This is a genomic window from Urechidicola vernalis, from assembly GCF_031846385.1.
Classification (GTDB): Bacteria; Bacteroidota; Bacteroidia; order Flavobacteriales; family Flavobacteriaceae; genus Urechidicola; species Urechidicola vernalis.
This window is the reverse complement of record NZ_JAVRHV010000007.1, coordinates 107657-129801: the sequence shown is the minus strand read 5'-3', so window position 1 is coordinate 129801 and position 22145 is coordinate 107657. Positions and strand designations below refer to the sequence as shown.

General features: G+C 33.6%; 19 protein-coding genes. 15 read left to right on the top strand and 4 right to left on the bottom strand.

Annotation, left to right across the window (positions count from 1 at the left end):
• Nucleotides 1-111: 111 nt before the first annotated feature.
• Both RM519_RS12560 and RM519_RS12555 read left to right on the top strand, forming a co-directional pair.
• Nucleotides 112-858: a DUF6090 family protein gene (locus RM519_RS12560; protein WP_311594168.1), complete on the top strand. Its 747-nt coding sequence runs from the start codon at nt 112-114 to the stop codon at nt 856-858.
• Nucleotides 859-941: 83 nt separating this feature from the next.
• Nucleotides 942-1328, top strand: coding sequence for a hypothetical protein (locus RM519_RS12555; protein WP_311594167.1), 387 nt, complete (start codon nt 942-944; stop codon nt 1326-1328).
• Here the strand turns inward: RM519_RS12555 and RM519_RS12550 are convergent.
• Both RM519_RS12550 and RM519_RS12545 read right to left on the bottom strand, forming a co-directional pair.
• Nucleotides 1325-2677: a sensor histidine kinase gene (locus RM519_RS12550; protein WP_311594166.1), complete on the bottom strand. Its 1353-nt coding sequence runs from the start codon at nt 2675-2677 to the stop codon at nt 1325-1327. The two genes, RM519_RS12555 and RM519_RS12550, sit on opposite strands and share 4 nt — an antisense overlap.
• A 2-nt stretch (nt 2678-2679) precedes the next feature.
• The gene (locus RM519_RS12545) at nt 2680-4068 is read right to left on the bottom strand and encodes a sigma-54-dependent transcriptional regulator (RefSeq protein ID WP_311594165.1); all 1389 of its coding nucleotides are present in this window, start codon (nt 4066-4068) and stop codon (nt 2680-2682) included.
• A gap of 279 nt (nt 4069-4347) precedes the next feature.
• Between RM519_RS12545 and RM519_RS12540 the strand changes: the two genes are divergently transcribed.
• The 8 genes from RM519_RS12540 to RM519_RS12505 all read left to right on the top strand — a co-directional run bounded on the left by RM519_RS12540 (nt 4348) and on the right by RM519_RS12505 (nt 12753).
• Nucleotides 4348-5607, top strand: coding sequence for an efflux RND transporter periplasmic adaptor subunit (locus tag RM519_RS12540; protein ID WP_311594164.1), 1260 nt, complete (start codon nt 4348-4350; stop codon nt 5605-5607).
• 11 nt (nt 5608-5618) lie between these two features.
• Nucleotides 5619-6314 carry an ABC transporter ATP-binding protein gene (locus RM519_RS12535; RefSeq protein WP_311594163.1) on the top strand — a complete coding sequence of 232 codons (696 nt, stop codon included), beginning with the start codon at nt 5619-5621 and terminating at the stop codon, nt 6312-6314.
• 15 nt (nt 6315-6329) lie between these two features.
• On the top strand, nt 6330-8738 hold the full coding sequence (locus tag RM519_RS12530) for an ABC transporter permease (RefSeq protein WP_311594162.1): 2409 nt from the start codon (nt 6330-6332) through the stop codon (nt 8736-8738).
• 111 nt (nt 8739-8849) lie between these two features.
• On the top strand, nt 8850-9353 hold the full coding sequence (locus RM519_RS12525) for a hypothetical protein (protein ID WP_311594161.1): 504 nt from the start codon (nt 8850-8852) through the stop codon (nt 9351-9353).
• A gap of 29 nt (nt 9354-9382) precedes the next feature.
• Complete coding sequence (locus tag RM519_RS12520; RefSeq protein WP_311594160.1) at nt 9383-9805, top strand: GNAT family N-acetyltransferase; 423 nt, start codon at nt 9383-9385, stop codon at nt 9803-9805.
• A 39-nt stretch (nt 9806-9844) separates the two neighbouring features.
• Nucleotides 9845-11095 carry a type IX secretion system plug protein gene (locus RM519_RS12515; protein ID WP_311594159.1) on the top strand — a complete coding sequence of 417 codons (1251 nt, stop codon included), beginning with the start codon at nt 9845-9847 and terminating at the stop codon, nt 11093-11095.
• A 54-nt stretch (nt 11096-11149) separates the two neighbouring features.
• Entirely contained in the window at nt 11150-11536 is a 387-nt protein-coding gene (gene apaG, locus RM519_RS12510; RefSeq protein ID WP_311594158.1) for a Co2+/Mg2+ efflux protein ApaG, read from the top strand.
• Between the two features lie 56 nt (nt 11537-11592).
• A complete protein-coding gene (locus RM519_RS12505; protein WP_311594157.1) occupies nt 11593-12753 on the top strand; it encodes a DUF3667 domain-containing protein in 1161 nt (386 codons plus the stop codon).
• Here RM519_RS12505 and RM519_RS12500 read toward each other — a convergent pair.
• Nucleotides 12750-13430, bottom strand: coding sequence for an NRDE family protein (locus RM519_RS12500; RefSeq protein ID WP_311594156.1), 681 nt, complete (start codon nt 13428-13430; stop codon nt 12750-12752). The two genes, RM519_RS12505 and RM519_RS12500, sit on opposite strands and share 4 nt — an antisense overlap.
• A gap of 136 nt (nt 13431-13566) precedes the next feature.
• Here RM519_RS12500 and pruA point away from each other — a divergent pair, with 136 nt between their 5' ends.
• From pruA to RM519_RS12480, 4 genes are all read left to right on the top strand, one after another.
• A complete protein-coding gene (gene pruA, locus RM519_RS12495; RefSeq protein ID WP_311594155.1) occupies nt 13567-15192 on the top strand; it encodes an L-glutamate gamma-semialdehyde dehydrogenase in 1626 nt (541 codons plus the stop codon).
• Nucleotides 15193-15276: 84 nt separating this feature from the next.
• Nucleotides 15277-16968: a gamma-glutamyltransferase gene (ggt, locus tag RM519_RS12490; protein ID WP_311594154.1), complete on the top strand. Its 1692-nt coding sequence runs from the start codon at nt 15277-15279 to the stop codon at nt 16966-16968.
• A gap of 15 nt (nt 16969-16983) precedes the next feature.
• The gene (locus RM519_RS12485; RefSeq protein WP_311594153.1) at nt 16984-18765 is read left to right on the top strand and encodes a M61 family metallopeptidase; all 1782 of its coding nucleotides are present in this window, start codon (nt 16984-16986) and stop codon (nt 18763-18765) included.
• A gap of 38 nt (nt 18766-18803) precedes the next feature.
• A complete protein-coding gene (locus RM519_RS12480; protein WP_311594152.1) occupies nt 18804-19637 on the top strand; it encodes an FKBP-type peptidyl-prolyl cis-trans isomerase in 834 nt (277 codons plus the stop codon).
• A gap of 318 nt (nt 19638-19955) precedes the next feature.
• On the opposite strand, the gene rsmG is transcribed toward RM519_RS12480, so the two are convergent.
• Nucleotides 19956-20585 (bottom strand): 16S rRNA (guanine(527)-N(7))-methyltransferase RsmG, encoded by a 630-nt coding sequence (rsmG, locus tag RM519_RS12475; protein ID WP_311594151.1) that lies wholly within the window; start codon nt 20583-20585, stop codon nt 19956-19958.
• Nucleotides 20586-20691: 106 nt separating this feature from the next.
• Between rsmG and RM519_RS12470 the strand changes: the two genes are divergently transcribed.
• Nucleotides 20692-21987, top strand: a complete 1296-nt coding sequence (locus RM519_RS12470; protein WP_311594150.1) for an NCS2 family permease — start codon at nt 20692-20694, stop codon at nt 21985-21987.
• Nucleotides 21988-22145: the final 158 nt, after the last annotated feature.

The following is a 22145-nucleotide window of genomic DNA, read 5'->3' as shown; positions in this document are numbered from 1 at the left end:
TATTTAATTAGATTATTAAAAATAGGGGTTTGTCAAATTTGATAAACCCCTGTTTTTTGATTTTTAACATATTATAGATATTTTTAGGGTTCTAACCACTTATTCTTTTCCATGTTAAAACTGTTTAGAAGTATTCGAAAAAAATTACTTTCAGAAAACAAGACCAACCAATATTTAAAATATGCCGTTGGAGAAATCTTTTTGGTTGTTGTAGGAATTTTAATTGCACTCCAAATAAACAATTGGAATCAAAATAGGCTTTTAAAAAATCAAGAACATAAATTGCTTTTAAAATTAAAAACCGACCTAGCAATCACTCAAGAAGAATTAGGTCTTGATCTTTTTTATGGGGATTCTGTTTACAATTTAACAGAAAACTTACTGACCTATTTAGACACCATTACCCAAAGCAACTACAATAAGGCCTTTTATAGTTCTAAATTTATGATTGCAATGGGAAATGTAAAATTGTACCCTAGAACCATTGCCTTTGAAAACCTTAAATCGTTGGGAATTGAAATAGTTAAAAATGATTCAATCCGAAACTTAATTTTAGATATTTATGACAGAAGGCTCCCTAGAATTACTTTTTGGGAAAACGAAGTAACAGCAAGAAATAATGAAATCAACAATATGATGGCCACTCATTTTGAATTAAAAAAAGACAACTTACAGTTTGGTGATGATTACTACTACCTAATACCATATGCTATCGAGCCTAAATCCATTACGGAGTTTAAAAATAGGATTGGATTACTACAAGGCGACAGAAAATCTACCAATGGTTTATATCAAGAATTAGACGCACGAATAAGTCATTTAATAGAACTATTGGATTTGGAATATATTAAAACGTAATGCTTTTAAAATACTCAAATTGAGTATTTCACAACTATATTTTTTGACCTACTTTTCGACCTCACAATTAACCAACAAACTTTATGAAACTTATCAAACTATTCTCGTTCCTAACTATTTTATTTTTTGCCTTTCAAGCAAATTCCCAAAACATTATAGGTGTAAAAAGCGAATTACATCAAAATGAATATGACAACTGGGTTTTAACCATTACACCGAACCAATTCGACGGCTACGCAACTGAAACGACAAAATTAGACGGAGTTTATGCTGTATTATTGTGCTATACCGTTAAAGGAAAAGAGTATCAAAAATACACGGACTGCACCAATGACTTTGTTAAAGAAGGTGAAAATGTTATCCATATTGCGAGTAGTTACAAAAAAAGAGGTGAAATTAACATCATGAGAGTTCAATTCTTTAGAAGAGATAAACCAAGAGAAACTTACCCTGCAAAGGATTGCTTTTAACTCCTAAATACCAAACTAAAATTAGTAAATTTATTATTCTCGGAGGTAACCAACAGGTTGCCTCCGTGTTTTTTAAGAATGTTTTTTGACAAACTCAATCCAATACCTGATCCATTCTTTTTAGTGGTGTAAAACGGAATAAAGATTTGACTCAATATCTCGTCATCAATACCTTTACCATTGTCCCAAACCATAATGACAGTTTTATCTACCTCAACACTACAACTCAATTTTATGGTAGCATTATCAACTCCTTCTAATGCATGAATACTGTTATTTATCAAATTGATTAACACTTGTTCTATCAATTTTCTATCTGCTTGAACGGTTGCGTTTCCAGGAACTGGCAACATTTCCAATTTTACATTAGCTTCGTCAGCATTCGTCTGCATCAATAGTTGAATCTCTTGCAAAAAAGGTTTTATTTTCAATTTGTTAAGAACGGGTACTGGCACATTAGAAATTGTTCTATAGTCCTTAACAAAATCCAGTAAGCCATCTGATCGCTTTTTAATGGTTTTCGCTGCTAAATGTATATCCTGAATATCTTCTGTATCTAAATTTTTTTCATCAGTCATATCTTTAATAGTAGAAGCCAATGAACTTACGGGTGTAAACGAATTTAACATCTCATGTGCCAATACTCTAATTACATTATGCCATGCCTCGATTTCCTTTTGTTCAATTTCCGACCGAATATCTTGAAACGTAATAATTAAATAAGGTGTGTTTAATAACTGAAATTCGATTACTTCTAGCGATAACTGTTTACGTTCGGTTTCGTCACCAAAATCTACAAGGACCTTACCGCCATTTGCCATTTGTTTTATCTCTTTTACCAACCAAGGCACATGACTGGCAAACCTATGCCAATATTTATGTTTGGGCTGATGTAATATATCACAAGCCGCTTTATTTAAAAACAATATCTCAGTTTCAGAATGCGCTTCAAACAAATCATCTTTTTTAATGGAAATGATACCTAGATTAACATGTTCTAATATGTATTTGAAGTAATTATATTGTGCTTCCTTTTCAATTTTATTGCGTTTAAATATTTTGATGATCAAGTTAAAATCGTCAAATACTTTTTGAAAAGAATCACCCTTTTTAGAAGGAGAAAAATAAACGGAATAGTCCTCTGTTTTTAAAGCATCTAAAAATTTTGATAAGGAATAATTGGTGTTATCTACATACCGAATCATTAAAAATACTTGCACCAAAATTACAATGCCCACACCAATGGTAGCAAAAATTAAATTCTGTTGAATTAAAACAACAAAAGCGAAACAAAACATTAAAATAAACAGAATCCGAATTGCAATTTGAATGGTAAATCTTTTAATCATAATTACAAATTGTATTTTTCTAAACGTCTGTATAACGCAGCACGTGTTAAACCTAATTCTTTCGCTGCCTTCGAAATATTTCCTTGATGTTTGTCCATGGCTTTTTGCACCAATAACTTCTCAATTTCATTCAGATTTAAATTATCAAATTCTGCGACCGACGACGAATTTGTTGCACCCACTTTAACAGTCGTTAAATTAAAATTTTCACGCTTCAATTCTTTCCCATCACTTAAAATCACTCCTCTCTCTATGGTATGTTGAACTTCACGAACATTACCTGGCCAATGATGTTCTTTAAGCATATCCACAATCTCGCTTGAAATAATCAATTCTTTCTTGTTGTATTTATTTTTGAATTCATTAAAATAGTGCAACACAAAATCCTCCACATCTTCTACTCTATCTCGTAAAGGCGGAATTTCAATCTCTACAGTATTAATTCTAAACAATAAATCTTGCCTAAATTTACCCTCTGCAACCCACTCGTTTAGCGGTGCATTAGTAGCAAAAAGCAACCGAGCGTTAAAATTTCTTTCCGTTCCTTCTCCTAATCGTGATACTTTCCTATCTTGAATTACCGTTAACAATTTCGATTGTAAATTCAGCGGAAGGTTTCCTATCTCATCTAAAAATAAGGTCCCTCCTTCAGCCATTTCAAAGCGTCCTGGTTTGTCTTCATGTGCATCTGTAAACGCTCCTTTTTTATGACCAAACAATTCGCTTTCAAACAAATTCTCCGACAAAGCACCCATATCTACATGTATAAAAGGCCCTTTATTAAAATTAGAAAGTCGATGAATTTCTCTTGCTAAATGCTGCTTCCCAGTTCCATTCTCTCCTAATACAAGAATACTTGCATCCGTCGGTGCTACTTTACCAATTGTATTTAATACGTTTTGCATAGCACTTGACTTTCCAATCATTGGTCCAAATTTTCGTGCTATGTTATCGCTTAAAACTTCGTTGGTAGATTTTAATAAATCAATTTTTTGATTTTTACGACTCAATTCTAACCCAGCATTAATAGTCGCCAAAAACTTTTCGTTGGTCCAAGGTTTTAGAATAAAATCAAAAGCACCCTCCTTAATACTATTCACTGCCAATTCCACTTCTCCATATGCTGTCATTAAAATAACAACTATATTAGAATTGATACTTCTAATATGCTTTAACCAATACATCCCTTCCTTACCATCATTAAATCCAATGCGATAATTCATATCCAAAACAATTACATCCAATTGCTCAGAACTAATCAATTGATTAATTTCTTTTGGGTCGCTTCTCGTTATCACTTTTGAATATTGCTTTTTCAACAGCAGTTTTGCTGATAGCAATACATCTTCATCATCATCAATAATGAGAATTGTAGCATTTATTTTGGCCATTGATACTTCTTAAAATGAAACACGAAAATACAAATTGTTCGAAAACGGACAACAAACTGTTCGAAAATGAACAGTTCTAATTTTTGTGTCAAAATTTTATCTCTTGATTATCAGTGATTTATGTGTTTTACTTTTTATGGCACACCACTTGAATAATGATTGGCAACTAAGAAAACAAAATTATGATATCACTTACACTCGTATTAATTAAGACCATTAGCACATTGTTACAACTCATCATTTTATAAAAACTAGTAAAATCAACCAACAAAATAGCACATGAAACAAATGGGAATGGATCGAAAAATTGAAAAAAAACAATGGACACCTAAAAAAGTGTATAGCATTATTGGAGTCGTTGTTTTTGTTGTGATTGCCTTTTTTGGGTTTAAATCATTCAATAAAAAAGAATACAATTTAGATGCCTCTAAAATTCAAATTAAGAAAGTAATTGAAGATGACTTTCAGGATGTAATCCTAATTAATGGGGACATTGAATCTGTTAATTTGGTACTCGTAAACACATTAGAAGGTGGATCTGTTGAAGAAATATTTATCGAAGACGGCATCTATGTAAAGAAAGGGACTCCTTTAGTACGGCTTTCAAACCCTGCAGTAACCTTGAATTATATGAATCAAGAAACTGCCATAGTCGAACAAATCAACAACCTTAGAAATTTAAAACTCACGTTAGAAAAGGACCAGCGAAATTTAGCCGAATCGCTTATTGACAGTGAAAATAGTTTGGCTGAAGTAGAACGTGATTACAAAGTAGACTCCGTATTATATGCTAAAGATATCATTGCCAAAAATGATTTTATAGATCGCCAAGAATCTTATAAATATTTAGAGAACAAACGCGATTTTATGGATAGAAACGTAAAAAAGAGTTCTGCAGACAACAAAATTCAAATTGAACAGATCAACAAATCAATAAACATGATGCAGCGCAACTTGAATATGATTCATCAAAACATTGAAAAAATGTTGGTAAAAGCACCTGTAGATGGTATGCTATCTTCTTTTGACCCTGTTATTGGCGAAAGTTATGACCGCAACCAAACAGTAGCGAAAATTGATGTTCAAAGCGGATTTAAAATAAAGGGTCAGGTTAACGAATATTATTTAAGTTCTGTTAAACCGGGTCAATTAGCACGATTCAGTTTTAACGGGGAAACGCTAGAATTAAAAGTTAAGAAAGTATTACCAGAGGTTATTAACCGAAACTTTGAGATAGAATTGGTCTTTGTGAATGAGGTTCCAAAGGCCATTACTATTGGGCAAAACATTCAGGTTAGACTTGAACTCTCCAAAGCGCAGAAATCTGTTTTAATTCCGAGAGGAAACTTCTTTCAATCTTCTGGCGGGCAATTTGTATATGTTCTAGACGGAGAAGGACGAGCGCATAAAAGAATTATAAAATTGGGTAGTCAAAACCCGAGTTACTACCAGGTTTTAGAGGGCTTAAACCCTGGGGAAGAAATAGTAACCTCGTCGTACGATGCATTTAAAAATTACGAAACAATTAGGATTAACTAAACAATAAAAACATGATTACATTAAACAAATTAACGAAAGTTTACAGAACAGACGAAATCGAATCAACCGCTTTAAATCAGGTTTCGTTCGAAATTGACAAAGGAGAATTCGTATCTATTATGGGGCCTTCAGGTTGTGGAAAATCAACTCTTTTAAATGTCTTAGGCCTGCTAGACAAACCAGAAAGTGGCTCATATCAATTTTTAGGTAAAGAAGTTGGGCATTTTAATGAGAAACAGCGCTCTAATGTGCGCAAAGCTAATATTGGATTTGTATTTCAAAACTTTAATTTAATTGATGAATTAACCGTTTTTGAAAACATAGAACTCCCATTAATTTATAATAAGGTTTCAAAATCTGAACGGAAAAAACGTGTAAATGAAATCATCGAAAAAATGGGAATTTCACACAGAAGTTCACATTTTCCACAACAATTATCCGGTGGGCAACAACAACGAGTTGCTGTAGCTAGAGCCTTAATTACTAGACCTCCATTAGTACTTGCCGATGAGCCAACCGGGAACTTAGATAGTTCACACGGTAACGAAGTAATGGAACTGTTGTGCGAATTGCATGAGGAAGGGACAACCATTGTAATGGTAACACATTCTTCTCATGATGCTAGTTATTCAGGAAGAATTATCAACTTGTTAGATGGCCAAGTAATTTCTGAAAAGAAAACCTCATTGAATCAAAAAGCCGTGTAACCCAAAACTAAAATCATGTTAAGAAACTATATAAAAGTTGCGTTCAGAACGCTTAACAAAAATAGGGTTTATGCCTTTATAAACATTCTTGGTCTAGCACTGGGTCTAACCATAACAATTCTCGTTTTTTTATTTATAAAAGATGAGACTAGTTACGATAAGCACTGGGATGGGCACGATCGTCTTTATAGAACAAATATTCTTGCAAATGTAATGGGGCAACATATGGACGAAGCTACATCGCCAAGTCCAATGGCCCAAACATTACGAAATGAATTTACCGAAGTAGAAACAGCTACAAGAATACGATCTAGGTCTCAGGAAATTATGGTGAGTCATAATGAAACAAAAATTTATATTAAAGATGAAGTTCTTGCAGACAGTTTGTTTTTTACTGTTTTCAACTATTCATTTTTACATGGAAATCCCAAAGATGCTCTAAACGAACCTAATGCAATTGTACTAAACGAGGAAACCGCCTTGAAACTGTTTGGAGATACCAATGCCATGGACAAAATCATTAGATATGATGACAGACGAGATTTAATTGTGAAAGGTATTGTTAAAGCACCCATTGGCCATACTCACCTTGATTTTAACATGTTTATTGCAAGTAACAATGTTCAAAATTCATGGGTATCTAACAACAGTTATCACACATACTTTAAATTGCGAACTGGGGTTAATCCACAAGAATTTGAAGCCGTAATGAATGAAAAATTCATGGGTAAAATTAAACCTGAAATTGAGCATTTCCTGAAAATTACAATCGATGAATTTATTGCTCAAGATAATTCATATGAGTATAGAATTCAGCCAGTAAAAGACATTCACCTTTATTCTCACAAAGGACATGAAATCAGCCAAAATGGAAACATCATGTACATTTATGTATTCATAGGTATTGCATTGCTAGTGATTTTAATCGCTGGTATTAATTTTATGAATTTATCGACTGCCCGATCTGGAAAAAGAGCCAAAGAAGTAGGAGTAAGAAAAGTTTCTGGTGCCTCAAGAAAAATGTTAATTGGTCAATTTTTAACAGAGTCTATAATCCAGAGTTTATTAGCGTTGTTTATAGCCTTGATATTGGTAGAGTTGTTTATCCCTGGTTTTAATAACACAATGGAAACAGAGATTAATTTGTTCAACGAACATTTAGACCAAACCCTAATTTTCTCTTTAGTTATCACGCTAATATATGGATTGTTCGCAGGTAGTTACCCTGCCTTTTTCCTATCCTCTTTTCAACCCGTGTCGGTTCTAAAAGGAGATTTTACTAAAACCAAAGGTGGAGCTTTATTGCGTAAAGGATTGGTTATATTTCAATTTACAGCTTCGGCTATTTTAATTGTTGGAATGATCATTATCTTCAATCAAATCTCATTTCTGCAAAACAAGGATATTGGATTTACTGGTGAGCAAGTAATTGTAGTTCCGTTACAAACGGATAAAATGACAGCCGATTTTAGAAATCATAAAAGTATTTTCTTAAAAAACAGCAACGTGTTATCTGTTACTAGAGCGTCTGGTTTTCCTAGTGACGGTGTTAATAATAGTGTCTTTTTAATGGAAGGCTCGCAAGAGCAATTTTCATTCTTATTTACACAAGTAGATTATGACTTTTTTAAAACGTTGGATATCGAGTTAATTCAAGGTCGTTTGTTTGACCGGGAAAAAGAATCAGATTCTATCTCTTATTTTATTCTAAATGAAACGGCAGTTAAAACGTATAACATAGAAGACCCCCTCAATAAAAGAATTGGTGAATTTATAAATTCACAAGGTGATCTTAAATATGGAAATGTAATTGGTGTTGTTAAGGACTTTCATTTACAAGGATTCAACCAGCCAATTAAACCAATGCTAATGAGGGTAGAGAACAATGTTTGGCATGCGGCCTTTAAAATTTCTAGTTCCGAAATGCAGTCTACCATAAGTTATTTAGAAAAAGAGTGGAATAAACTAGAGCCATCGCATCCTTTTACATACCAATTTTTAGATGAAAAATTTGGGGCTCTTTTAAAACAACAAGAAAATTTTGGTACCATGTTTTTATTCTTAACCATCTTGGCCATTATTATTTCCTCTATGGGACTTTATGGACTATCTTCTTTTACCGCAGAACAACGTACAAAAGAAATAGGTATTAGAAAGGTGCTAGGCTCTTCAGTTGGCGGAATCATGAATATGCTAACCAAAGACTTTTTAAAACTGGTTTTAATTGCCAATGTTTTGTCTTGGCCCATTATTTATTTACTAGCAAAAAATTGGCTAAATAATTTCTCTTATCAAATAGAGATGCCAATTTTACCATATGTATTTGCTACATTATTAAGTATGATTATTGCTTTAATAACAGTAAGTTCACAAGCCTACATTGCAGCAAATTCAGATCCAGTAAATGCATTAAAATATGAGTAACCTAGTATACCCAGATGTTGATTAGTTAAAAGCCCTCAAGAAATTGGGGGCTTTTTTATTGGTAATAAAAGTATATTTGTATGGAACCAACTAAATTTCAAATCAATTTCTATGAAAAATTTCCTATTGTTATTCTGTTTTTTATCTATAACTACTTTTGCTCAAAACACAGAAAGTCCTTATCAAAAAGATGTTGAATCCATAGATGCAATAATTACTGCATATTATGACGTCATCTCTGGAGCAAAAGAAGATTCATATCAATTTGAAAGAGATGAATTTTTACATGTGCCTGATGTGCAAATTACACGAATTAATGAGGATGGTAATGTAGACAAACACCCGTTAGAAGCGGAATATATTCCGTTTGCTTTAACTGGTAAGGTAGATATGTACGAAAATGAATTGGGTAGAACAGTAGAAACTTACGGAAACATGGCTCAGGTTTGGAGCGCATTTGAAATTAGAACAGAAAAGGATACACCTTCAGATTTCAAAGGAGTGAATAGTATACAACTTATTTATTCAGAAAATAGATGGTGGATTGCAAGTTGGACATGCCAAATGGAATCTGCTAAGTTTCCAATACCAAAACATTTATTAAAAATTGATTAACTTAGTTATATCTAACAAAACCAAAACCAATGATTAGAAAGCATACACCAGAAGATTTAGATGCCTTAATGTTAATATGGATTGAAGCATCTAGCATGGCACATCCGTTTTTAGACGCCGTTTTTGTGGATAAGGTTAAAAATGACATGCGCAATTTATACATGCCAAATTCTGATACTTGGGTGTACGAAATTGAAGGAGAAATACTAGGTTTTATTAGTATGATTGGCAATGAAATAGGTGGCTTATTTGTAACGCCTTCTAGCCATTCAAAAGGAATTGGAACACAATTGGTCAAATATATTAGTTCAGAACATGAAACATTAGAGGTTGAAGTTTTTGAAAAAAACAGTATCGGTAGAGCATTTTATGACAAATATGGATTCGAATTCTTAAAACAATATTATCACGAAGAAAGTGGTGAGGAGGTTTTACGATTGGTTAAAAAATAAATCAATTATCTTTGGCATAACTCTTGTCCAAAACTTGTTATGATTAAAAAGATTGTATTCCTTTTTGCCCTGTTCTTATCTACCTTTTCATCTGCTCAATTAGCCTATCCGCCACAGGCAAATCATGTAAAAAGCGTTGTTTTAAGGCCCTTGGCTCCGAACAGATATGTTCCTATAATGCGCATGGGCGAAAAATTTGAACTGTCATTTGATGATTTGGAAGCGGATCAAAAAGAGTATTACTACAAAATTGAACACTATGATTTTGATTGGAATCCTTCCGGATTGTCTGATAGAGAATACTTAATTGGTTATCAAACAGATCGTATAAGAAACTATGAGAACTCGTTTAACACACTTCAATTTTACACACATTACAAGGTTACTTTTCCTAACAACGAAACTAAATTTAGACTAACCGGTAATTATAAAATAACCGTATACGATGAATTCGATCAAATAGCTTTTGTACGAAAATTTGTTTTGTATGAACAGAAAGTTAGCGCTGGAATTGAAATACGACGCTCTCGCGATTTAAGTGCATACGACACCAAGCAATATGTTGAATTTGATATCAAATACCCAAATGTAATAATTAACAATCCTTCTGAAGAAGTAAAGGTTGTGTTAATGCAAAATAACGATTGGAATACAGCAATGACACATTTAAAACCTCAATACTATAGAGGGCAGCAACTTATTTACAAATATGTAAATGAAACCAATTTTTGGGCTGGAAATGAATTTCGTTATTTCGATAGTAAAGGTGTTAGAGATGCTAATATTGAAATTGCTAGAGTTGATTCTGGTCCGAACTTGTACCATACGATCCTGTTTACAGACGAAGAACGCATAGACCTCCCTTATTCATTAAATCCAGACATCAACGGAAACTTTGTAATTAGAACAATTGATGGGGGTCAGAACCCAGATCTAGATGCTGACTATACCTGGGTGTTCTTTTCTTTACAATCCTTAGAAGATTTAAGAGGAAAACAAATTTATATCAATGGGGCTTATAACAATTGGGAAGCCAGAGAAGAATTTGAAATGAAGATGAATCCCGATACTGGAAAATACGAAGCGATTGTTTTAATGAAACAAGGTTTTTACAATTACCAGTATATAACTATAGATAAAGACGGTAACAGAAGTAATCATGACATTGACGGTTCTTTTCACTTAACAGAGAACGATTATACCGTTTTGGTATACTACAGGCCATTCGGGGCTCGTTATGATCAGGTAGTTGGTATTGGATATGGAAAATCGGACAGAATCTTAAATTGATGTACTACTCATAAAAAAGTCTTATTTTTACACCCAACTTAGCAATAAGTTATTATGGTTCAACAAGTAACAAATGGTATTAAAATTTCTGTAGAAACTAACTTCGTTGGTACAAGTTACCATCATGAACGTTTACACTACGCCTTTGATTATAAAATAACCATAGAAAATCAAAGTAACGATTCCGTTCAGTTATTAGCACGTCATTGGAATATATTTGATTCCCTAAATAATATCGAAATTGTAGAGGGTGCAGGAGTTGTAGGTAAGAAACCAATTTTAAAACCCGGAGGGTCACACAGCTACAGATCACATTGTTTATTAACTAGTACACTTGGAGCAATGAATGGCTATTATGAAATGGTAAATTTCACAACTACAAAACCATTTTTAGTACAAATTCCTACATTTCAATTATTGGCATCGGGTGCCTTAAATTAATTCTTGTTTCACATTCTGTTTTGATTGATTATTTTAGTGGCATAATTCTCCATTAAATGAAATTGCGTCTTAGAAAGAAAAAAGAGGTTTCTACCATTAAATCTGTTTTACCAGAGTGTTTAAACTGTGGTAAACCATTGGCTGCAGATGATAATTTCTGTTCCTATTGTGGTCAGAAAAATGTAGAGAAATTGTCTTTTTCAAGTTTTTTAGGTCAGTTAATTTCTGGATTTTTCAATTACGATTCTCGATTTTGGACAACCATAGTGCCTCTTATTTTTAAACCTGGAAAAGTTTCTAAAGATTTTATTGATGGAAAACGAAAACGCTATGTAAATCCATTTCAAATGTATTTACATGTTTCCATTTTGTTCTTTTTGATTTTTGGATGGACCTCTAATTTTGATGAAATAAATTTCGATCCAAATATAAATGAGAATGATGTTGCAGTTATTGACTCGCTATTACAGCAAGGAGTAGCAAACCTCGATGAAAAGGAAAAGGTATTGGTAGACTCTCTTTTAGTTGAAAATAAAATGATAAGAGATTCGGTAAAAAATGAAATCATTAAAAAGACCTCGGGAGGTTTTAATTTTTCAAAAATGATAGTCGATACCATTTATAATATTGACAGAAAAAATCATCAATTTGATAGTATTTCCAGATCTGACAAAATCGAAGATTTCTATTCATTTTTGGTTAACAATCCTGGTAAACATCAAACTGAAACCAGTTTGAAAAAACTCGGTTATCCTGTAAACTTTTGGAACTCGTTTTATTTTGAACAGGCAACTCGAATCAAAAAGAATGTAGATCTGATAGAAAATCAAAATTTTGCACCCCTTATTAACAAGTCAATTTCTTATTTTTCGATTGGCCTCTTTATTTTCTTACCTCTGTTTGCTCTTTCATTAAAGTTGTTCTACTACAGAAAACATATGAATTATATGGAACATTTGGTATTTGTTTTCCATACACAGACTGTCTTCTTTTTGTTACTTCTAATTTCTACTTTAGTTGGTTTGGTCTCTAATTATGAGAATTTTTGGATTTTTATGTTGCTTTTTTTAATTTATCTATTCTTAGCGCTACGAAAATTCTATCAACAAGGTGTTATAAAAACATTTATAAAATTCGTATTACTTAATTGGGTATACTCTACCCTTGCAGCATTTGCTGTTATGATAATTTCTGTATTAGCGTTTATGCTAGACTAATCAATGGCTTCATAGTCAAAAACTGCCTTGTCATTGGCCAATGATACAGTGGTAATACTCACTGTACCTCCACCTTTTCGCTTCATTAATACATCGGTTTCTGGATTGCCAATGCCTGCTGTTTTATGAAACTTCAATATATCTGACTGCTTAAATCCGGCTTGCTTGTTTTGCCAATCTTCAAACCAATCTTCTCTCAACTTTTTTGTAGCATCATCATACAAGGTAGATGATGACCAAATATGTGGCGTTTTAGGAATGCTAAACAAATGTCTCTTTTCACCAGTCCACACAAAATCTAATAATTCAATCCCATCATTCCAATCTATAACAACTAAAGTAAAAGGTTCAATATTGGTTAAATCTATAGTTGATAGCGCATTTTTAGTATCAGAAGCCTTTAAAAGTTCCTTAACAATCAAACCCCTACTTGCTCTATAAGAATCTTGAATTACATGATCTTTATACCCTCCATTTAGCAAACATATCAAACGTTTCTTTTCGCTGCTCCCAATCCAAGAACCGCCAGCATCTCCATCTTTTGGATAGGTAATCTTTACCCCATCTTCTATATATTCTTTAGGTGCACTTGCTTTTTCCCTAGCAAAGGGTACGTCCCTACTCGATGTTAATATAAAATTGGTATCGCTTAATGGTAAAAAAGTAACTGTGCACATATTTTATGATTCTGATAATTTTGATAGTACAATATTAACCAACTTTAATATATTCATAATATATCTAACTAATTTACTATCAAACTGATTAAGAATTTCGTAATTTTGTCGTCCAAAAATATTTAAATTTTTAGACATGGCAAATGCATTTTTTAACGTTCCTAAAGCAGTGAACGAACCGGTAAAATCATACGCACCTGGAACACCAGAACGCGAGAATGTATTAAACACTTATAAAAAGATGTACAATGAAACAATTGATGTTCCAATGTACATAGGTTCTGAAGAAGTCAGAACTGGAGATACGGCAACAATGTCACCTCCGCACGATCACAAACATATTTTAGGAACTTATCATAAAGCCGAAAAACAACATGTTGAATTGGCCATTGAAAAAGCCTTAGCTGCTAAAGAAGATTGGGCAAACATGCCTTGGGAGCATAGAGCTGCTATTTTCTTAAAAGCTGCCGAATTATTAGCAGGACCATACAGAGCAAAAATGAATGCTGCTACGATGTTAGCGCAGTCTAAAAATGTATTCCAAGCAGAAATTGATGCGTCTTGTGAGTTGATTGATTTCTTAACATTCAATGTTCAGTTTATGACAGAGATTTATCAGAATCAACCTATTTCTGATAAGGGAATCTGGAACAGAATGGAATACCGCCCACTAGAAGGATTTATCTACGCTGTTACACCGTTTAACTTTACTGCAATTGCTGCAAACTTATTTGCTGCTCCTGCAATGTTAGGTAATGTATGTGTTTGGAAACCTTCTGATAGCCAAGTATATTCTGCTCAGGTAATTGTAGAGCTATTTAAAGAAGCAGGTTTACCTGATGGTGTTGTAAATGTTGTTTACGGAGATCCAGCAATGATTAGTGATGTTGTTTTAAATCATAAAGATTTTGCAGGATTGCACTTTACAGGTTCAACGCACATCTTTAAACATTTATGGGCGCAAATTGGAAATAACATTAACATGTACAGATCATATCCAAGAATTGTTGGAGAAACTGGAGGGAAAGATTTTATTTGGGCACATCCATCTTCGAACCCAAATCAGGTAGCTACAGCAATGTCTAGAGGTGCCTTTGAGTACCAAGGACAAAAATGTTCTGCAGCATCAAGATCTTATATTCCAAAAAGTATTTGGCCAGCAGTTAAAGACCAATTGGTAAAAGATGTAAACTCATTTAAAATGGGAAGTCCGGAAGATCCATCTAACTTTATCAATGCGGTAATTCATGAAGGTTCTTTTGATAAAATTTCTTCATATTTAGACCAAGTTAAAGACGATGCTGATGCAGAAGTTATTGTAGGTGGTGGGTATGACAAATCTAAAGGATACTTTATAGAACCTACAGTGATTGTAACTTCAAACCCAAAATACACAACCATGTGTACTGAGTTATTTGGTCCTGTTTTAACTGTATTCGTCTACGAAGATGCAGATTGGAAAAATACGTTAACATTGGTTGATGAAACATCTGAATACGCCTTAACAGGTGCTATCTTTAGTCAAGACAGATATGCAATTGACTTTGCTGCCAAAGCATTGCAAAATGCTGCAGGTAACTTCTATATAAATGACAAGCCAACAGGCGCAGTTGTAGGACAACAACCATTTGGAGGAAGTCGTGGTTCTGGAACAAACGATAAAGCAGGTTCTATCTGGAACTTGTTACGTTGGGTTTCGCCAAGAACAATGAAAGAAGCCTTGGTGCCACCAACAGATTATAGATATCCATTTTTAGGATAATTTTAAACCTATATTAATTCAAAAACCACATCTTTATGATGTGGTTTTTTTGTTTATTTGTTATTCTAACTTTTTATAATTCAAATGAAATACCTTGCTCACCAAACGAAAGCACTTACGCTTTCATTATTATTTCTATTTATAACAACAACGCTACTTTCTCAGACCTACGGAAAAAACGGAATGGTGGTGTCATCTAACAAATTATCATCTAATGTTGGAGTTTCCGTATTAAAAAAAGGTGGTAACGCCATTGATGCAGCAGTTGCTACTGCTTTTTCCTTAGCAGTTACTCTACCATCCGCAGGAAATATTGGTGGTGGTGGCTTTATTGTTTTTATGGATGCTGATGGAGAAGCAACCACAATAGATTTTAGAGAAAAAGCACCATTGGCGGCTACTGAAGACATGTATCTCCATGAAAATGGTGATGTGGTTTACAGCAGGCGCAGAACAGAACTAACAGCAGTAGGTGTTCCTGGTACTGTTGCTGGCTTGTATAAAGCACATCAAAAATATGGAAAACTACCATGGAATGAATTGGTAGACCCAGCGGTGCAACAAGCAAAAAATGGATTCGAATTTAACTGGTCCTTAAATAGAGCCGCTGAAAATTTTTCCGATACCGTATATCCCTTTATGGCGAACTATTTTTTAAATGATAAAAAAGTACGTGTTAAACCAACTGAAATATGGAAACAACCGGCTTTAGCGAACACACTTTCAATCATTAGAGATCAAGGAAAAGATGGTTTCTATAAAGGTAAAGTTGCTAAGATCATTGCAAATCACATGAAAGAAAATGGCGGAATAATTACCGAAGAAGACCTTGCCAAATACGAAGCAATTGAAAGAAAACCGATGAAGGGCACTTACAAAGGTTATGATATTTATTCAATGCCCCCACCAAGTTCTGGTGGAGTTGCTTTAATTGAAATGATGAATATGATGGAATTGGTAGATTTTGAAAAAGTTGAATTCAATTCTACCGAATATGTTCATATTATGGCCGAGGCTATGCGAAGAGCCTTTGCAGATAGAGCCGAGCATTTAGGAGATCCTGATTTCAATTTAGATATGCCTTTAGACAAACTAACGTCAAAGGAGCATGCGCAAAACCGATTTGACAATCTAGACATGCAAAAAGCATCGGTTAGTGACCCTACAAAATATGGTCAGATTTATGATGGTGACAACACGACACATATCTCGATTATGGATAAAGATGGAAATGCAGTTTCCTTAACCTACACCTTAGAGTCTAGTTATGGTTCCAAAACTGGAATTCCAGAATTAGGTTTCATCTTTAATAATGAAATGGGAGATTTCAATCCGCAAAAAGGAGTAACTACAACGACAGGGCAAATTGGATCTGCTGCAAATCTAATTAAACCGGAAAAAAGAATGTTGTCTAGCATGACACCAACCATAGTTGGTAAAGATGGGAAACCATATCTTGTAATTGGTAGTCCAGGTGGAAGAACCATCATCAATACTGTGTTTCAAACCGTATTAAATGTATTGGAATTTGAAATGCCGATTGACCGCGCAATTGAAAACATGAAGGTTCACCATCAATGGTTACCAGATGTGTTAACCTATGAAAAAGATTTACTTTCTCCCGATACTAGAAAAGCACTCGAGGCAATGGGACATAAGACACGAAGTAGAACTCGTTTAGGTGTTCTAATGGGCATAACGTATGATTCTGAAAACAAAATAATCACTGGTGCCGCTGATACTGTAAGACCGGATGGTGGTGCTGTTGGATACTAAATAAAAATTTTAATTATGAAACGATTTACCTTAGCACTAGTTTTTTTATTTTCGACGCAATTATTAATGGCTCAAGTCGAAAGCAGATATGAGTTATCCTTTGAAAATGCACAATTACATCAAGCAGAAATAAATGCTACGTTCAGCAATTTGACTGATGAAAATGTGGAGTTAAGAATGAGTAGAACTTCACCTGGAAGATATGCTTTACACGAATTTGTCAAGAACGTTTTTAATCTAAAGGCAACCGATCAAAATGGAAAGGAATTAGCACTGGAAAGAAAAGATCCTTATTCATGGAATGTTACTGGTCATTCAGGGACCGTAAACATTTCGTATACATTATTTGCCAATCATGGAGATGGAACTTATGCACAGATTGATGAGACACATGCGCATTTAAATGCACCCCCAACCTTTATATATGCACCGAGTCTTTCTACTAAAGGTTTTGAAGTTACGTTCAACTTAAGAGAAGATTTAGAATGGAAGGTTGCAACACAACTAAAACATTTAACCGGTACTACCTATTCTGCAAAAGACTTACATTATTTAATGGATAGTCCTATGGAAATTAGCAATCACGAAATGCGCTCCCATGAAATTGATGGACAAACCATCCGATTTGCATTGCACCATAATGGAACATCTGCTGAATTTGATACCTATTTTAAAAACTCCATAAAAATTGTACAGCAGCAAAAAGCGGTATTCGGAGAATTACCAAAATTTGATTATGGTGAATATACTTTTTTAGGGTGTTATTTACCACATGTAGATGGAGATGGTATGGAGCACCGAAACTCTACAGTTTTAACGAGTACAAGAAGTTTAAAAAAAGCCGCTAATAGAAATATCGGTACAGTATCTCATGAATTCTTTCATGCTTGGAACGTTGAAAGAATAAGACCTAAATCCTTAGAACCTTTTAATTACGAAGCCGCAAATATGAGCGGAGAATTATGGTTTGCTGAAGGATTTACGAATTACTATACCGGACTTATTATGCATAGAGCCGGACTTACAACAATGCCACAATACATCAAAAGCATGCAAGGCACATTTAACTATGTTTGGAATTCTCCTGGACGCAAATTTTCAGGTCCAATCGAAATGAGCAACCAAGCGGTATTTGTAGATGCTGCAGAAGCTGTAGACCAAACGTATTTTAATAATACATTTATCTCCTATTATTCTTATGGGCAAATGCTAGGTCTAGCACTTGATTTAACGCTAAGAACTGAAGGTTTAAACTTAGATGATTATATGAAATTGGTATGGAATAAGTTTGGAAAAAATGAAATTCCATATACCAATAAAAATCTTGAAGAAGTACTTGTTTCGTATGCTGGAAAAGAAATTGGAGCTTCGTTTTTTAACAACTATATTTTTGGAAAAGAACGTCCAGATTTAGAATTGCTCTTTACTCAAATGGGTGTTTCGGTTGTAACAGATACTTCCAAAATTGAATTTGGAACTCGTATTAAAGAACAAATCATTCAAAGTTACCCTAAAATAGGCTCAACTGCCTATAATGCAGGATTAACAAAAGGTGATAAAATAATTCGAATAGATTCAATAGCAATTACAGCAGAAAGTAACCTCAATAGTATCATCTCAAACTTACAACCAAATAAAGCGGCCACAATTGTTTTTGAAAGACATGGGAAGAAAAACGAAACAAAAGTTAAACTTGTTGCTAACAACAATAGTTCGTTACATTTATTTGAAGACTTAAACAAACCTGTTAATGAAAGCATAAAATATAACAGAGATAGTTGGCTACAAGCGAAATAACCCTATATTTGCGGCCTAAAATTTTAAAACCCCGAATTATGAAGTACGCAATTTTCGCCCTTTCATTTTTATTATTATTCGCATGTACATCTGACGAAACTCCTATTACGGATTATTCAGCAGAAAATGATCAACAAATTATTGAATATATCGCTAAACATAACTTAAATGCATCCAAATCTTCTTCTGGATTATATTACGTTATTGATGAAGTTGGTACTGGAGATAAAATTACAGCGACTTCTGATATTTCTGTTAAATTTAAAGGATCATTAATAGATGGTACTGTTTTCGAAAATACTGAAGGAGAAATTGTATCATTTAATTTACAAGGATTAATTCAAGGCTGGGTTGAAGGGCTTCAATTATTCAATCACGGTGGAAAAGGTACGTTGTTAATTCCTGCTCATTTAGGGTTTGGAAACAGTACAAAAGAAAATATTCCAGCAGGCTCTGTTTTAATTTTTGAAATTGAAATAATTGATTATAAAGTTCTGAACGACGAACAAATTGAAGCTTATATTAACGAGCATGAGATTACGAATGTTCTAAGAAGCGAATCTGGACTGTATTACCAAATTGAAGAATTAGGTACTGGTGAATATCCTTCAGGAACAGCAGATGTAACTGTAGTCTATAAAGGATATTTTATGGATGGTGAAGTTTTTGATGAAAGCTCTCCAAATGGTGTATTCTTTAATTTAAGTCAAGTAATTCCTGGTTGGACAGAAGGTATTCAATACTTTAAACAAGGAGGAAAAGGAAAATTATTCGTTCCTTCTCATTTAGGTTATGGCATATACGATTATAATGGAATACCAGGTGGTTCAGTTTTAATATTCGAAGTTGAATTAGTTGATTTTATTGACTAATAACTATAAATTAAAAAGCCTCTATTTAACAATAGAGGCTTTTTAATTTCATTTTTATATTAGTCGGATACATCTTTATAATTCTCTTTATGGTTCAAGTCTAAATTAAGTCGTTTCAAGAATTCATTAGGACGATTCACACAAAAACGAGCAATTAAGAACTGATATCCAATGTACCTTTGAACCAACATTAAGGGATACTAATACAAAAGCCAGGAGTAGTTAACCGGGTAGTATTCTTAAAAGTTTTCATAATAAGTTTAGTTAGTTTTTTGAAACTGTCGGTGCGCTCGCTTCGGCAGTTTTCGTTTTAAATAACTATCCTCTAAATTTAATTGGAATATGTACTACCTTTTTTGTTTCAAAAAACGGTTCTTCAAAGTAGTTTGGTAAATCATACAAAGTGGCTTTCGGAAAATTTTGTAGTTCTACGGTAAGATCTCCGCCCTTTAGATATAGAATTCCATTTTTCAAGTCGTGTTCAGATTTCTTTTTAATTTTTCCTTTCGTCCATTTGTAAAAATCATCCATTCTTGTAACTGCACGGCTTACAATAAAGTCAAATTCTCCTTTCACCTTTTCGGCACGCATGTGACTTCCTTTCACATTTTTTAAGCCTAGTGATTCTGCTACACCATTTACAACTTTTATTTTCTTTCCAATGGAATCTACCAAGTGAAATTGAGTTTCAGGAAATAAAATGGCTAATGGAATTCCTGGAAACCCACCACCGGTTCCAATATCTAAAACAGAAGACCCTGGTTTAAATTCCTGAACCTTCGCTATTCCAAGTGAGTGTAACACATGACGTCTATACAACTCATCAATATCTTTTCTAGACACAACGTTGATCTGAGCGTTCCATTCTTTGTACAATGCTTCTAGTTGCTCAAATTGAATCTTTTGTACCCTTGTTAAATTCGGGAAATAATTAAGTAGTGCTTTCATAAATGTTTTGCAAAGTTAAAACTTTTATAAATGAGAGCCTTAAAATTGGATCCAAACAATTTCAATTCTAAAATGTATCTTTACTCAAGAACTTTTGATTTTTCTTATGTTTGATCGCTTTTTTAAAATTACCCAAAACAAATCCACTATAAAAACCGAAGTTATTGCAGGCTTTACAACCTTTATGACTATGGTCTATATATTGGCGGTGAACCCAACAATACTTTCAGAAGCAGGAATGGATAAAAACGCACTATTCACAGCCACAGCACTCTCTGCTGTAATTGCTACGATGGTTATGGCGCTTGTTGCAAAACTTCCGTTTGCACTTGCTCCAGGAATGGGCTTAAATGCCTTCTTTGCATTTACGGTTGTTCAAGGGATGGGCTACTCATGGCAATTTGCTTTGACCGCTGTATTCTTAGAAGGAATTATATTTTTATTACTTACAGCTTTTAATATTCGAGAGTTAATTATCAATGCCATTCCCATAAATTTAAAACATGCCGTATCTGTTGGTATTGGATTGTTCATTGCATTTATCGGACTTAAAAATGCAGGAATCGTAATTGACAGCCCTTCCAATCTTCTAAGTCTTGGCAACATGAAAAGCCCAACTGTTCTGGTAGGATTAATTGGTATATTAATTACAGGTATTTTGCTAATTAAAAAAATGAAAGGCGCCATTCTAGTAGGAATTCTTTCTTCAACCATCATCGGATTATTTGTTGGTGTTACAATGATACCCGAAAACTTTAGTGTTGTAAGCACACCTCCTTCATTAGAGCCCATATTTTTCCAATTTGATTTTTCACAAGTCTTTACATTAGATATGCTTATTGTCCTTTTTACTTTTCTATTTGTTGACATGTTTGATACCGTGGGAACACTTGTAGGGGTGGCTTCAAAATCTGAAATGCTCGATGAAAACGGGAAAATACCATATGTGAAACAAGCCTTATTTGCTGATTCTATCGGGACCTTTTTTGGTGCAATTTTAGGGACGTCTACAGTAACGACCTATGTAGAAAGTGCTGCAGGAGTTGCGGAAGGTGGTAAAACTGGAATGACCGCTTTAACGGTTGCTTTGCTTTTTGCACTATCATTATTTTTTGCTCCTGTATTTATGATTATTCCAGCGGCAGCCACAGCACCCGCTTTATTTTTAGTTGGATTGATGATGATAACACCGATTTTAAAAATAGACTTGAATGATTTCACAGAAGCTATCCCCTCATTTTTTACCATTATAATGATGCCACTGACCTTTAGTATCGCAGAAGGAATTGTTTTCGGAATGCTATCGTATGTCTTCTTGAAATTATTAACGGGGAAATATCGAGAGATAAAACCCATTATGTACATTATTGTGCTTCTATTCTTGATTAAATTTTGGATTTAAAACCACATTCAAAATAAAAAATTCCCAAAAATTTAGTAAATTATAAAGGCTTCAATGAAAAATTTACGACTCGTCTAGTTATTTAAAATACAATTGATAGTCAATCGTTAATAATTTAACATTATTCTAAATTAAGATATAATTAACGCCAAAAAATG

What these genes read in the sequence shown, in the direction of transcription:
- RM519_RS12545 (WP_311594165.1), bottom strand. Translation starts at nt 4,068, where the DNA reads ATGGCCAAAATAAATGCTACAATTCTCATTATTGATGATGATGAAGAT.
- RM519_RS12520 (WP_311594160.1), top strand. Translation starts at nt 9,383, where the DNA reads ATGATTAGAAAGCATACACCAGAAGATTTAGATGCCTTAATGTTAATA.
- rsmG (WP_311594151.1), bottom strand. Translation starts at nt 20,585, where the DNA reads ATGAAAGCACTACTTAATTATTTCCCGAATTTAACAAGGGTACAAAAG.
- RM519_RS12530 (WP_311594162.1), top strand. Translation starts at nt 6,330, where the DNA reads ATGTTAAGAAACTATATAAAAGTTGCGTTCAGAACGCTTAACAAAAAT.
- RM519_RS12500 (WP_311594156.1), bottom strand. Translation starts at nt 13,430, where the DNA reads ATGTGCACAGTTACTTTTTTACCATTAAGCGATACCAATTTTATATTA.
- RM519_RS12525 (WP_311594161.1), top strand. Translation starts at nt 8,850, where the DNA reads ATGAAAAATTTCCTATTGTTATTCTGTTTTTTATCTATAACTACTTTT.
- pruA (WP_311594155.1), top strand. Translation starts at nt 13,567, where the DNA reads ATGGCAAATGCATTTTTTAACGTTCCTAAAGCAGTGAACGAACCGGTA.
- RM519_RS12560 (WP_311594168.1), top strand. Translation starts at nt 112, where the DNA reads ATGTTAAAACTGTTTAGAAGTATTCGAAAAAAATTACTTTCAGAAAAC.
- ggt (WP_311594154.1), top strand. Translation starts at nt 15,277, where the DNA reads ATGAAATACCTTGCTCACCAAACGAAAGCACTTACGCTTTCATTATTA.
- RM519_RS12480 (WP_311594152.1), top strand. Translation starts at nt 18,804, where the DNA reads ATGAAGTACGCAATTTTCGCCCTTTCATTTTTATTATTATTCGCATGT.
- RM519_RS12470 (WP_311594150.1), top strand. Translation starts at nt 20,692, where the DNA reads ATGTTTGATCGCTTTTTTAAAATTACCCAAAACAAATCCACTATAAAA.
- RM519_RS12550 (WP_311594166.1), bottom strand. Translation starts at nt 2,677, where the DNA reads ATGATTAAAAGATTTACCATTCAAATTGCAATTCGGATTCTGTTTATT.
- RM519_RS12535 (WP_311594163.1), top strand. Translation starts at nt 5,619, where the DNA reads ATGATTACATTAAACAAATTAACGAAAGTTTACAGAACAGACGAAATC.
- RM519_RS12505 (WP_311594157.1), top strand. Translation starts at nt 11,593, where the DNA reads ATGAAATTGCGTCTTAGAAAGAAAAAAGAGGTTTCTACCATTAAATCT.
- RM519_RS12515 (WP_311594159.1), top strand. Translation starts at nt 9,845, where the DNA reads ATGATTAAAAAGATTGTATTCCTTTTTGCCCTGTTCTTATCTACCTTT.
- RM519_RS12540 (WP_311594164.1), top strand. Translation starts at nt 4,348, where the DNA reads ATGAAACAAATGGGAATGGATCGAAAAATTGAAAAAAAACAATGGACA.
- apaG (WP_311594158.1), top strand. Translation starts at nt 11,150, where the DNA reads ATGGTTCAACAAGTAACAAATGGTATTAAAATTTCTGTAGAAACTAAC.
- RM519_RS12485 (WP_311594153.1), top strand. Translation starts at nt 16,984, where the DNA reads ATGAAACGATTTACCTTAGCACTAGTTTTTTTATTTTCGACGCAATTA.
- RM519_RS12555 (WP_311594167.1), top strand. Translation starts at nt 942, where the DNA reads ATGAAACTTATCAAACTATTCTCGTTCCTAACTATTTTATTTTTTGCC.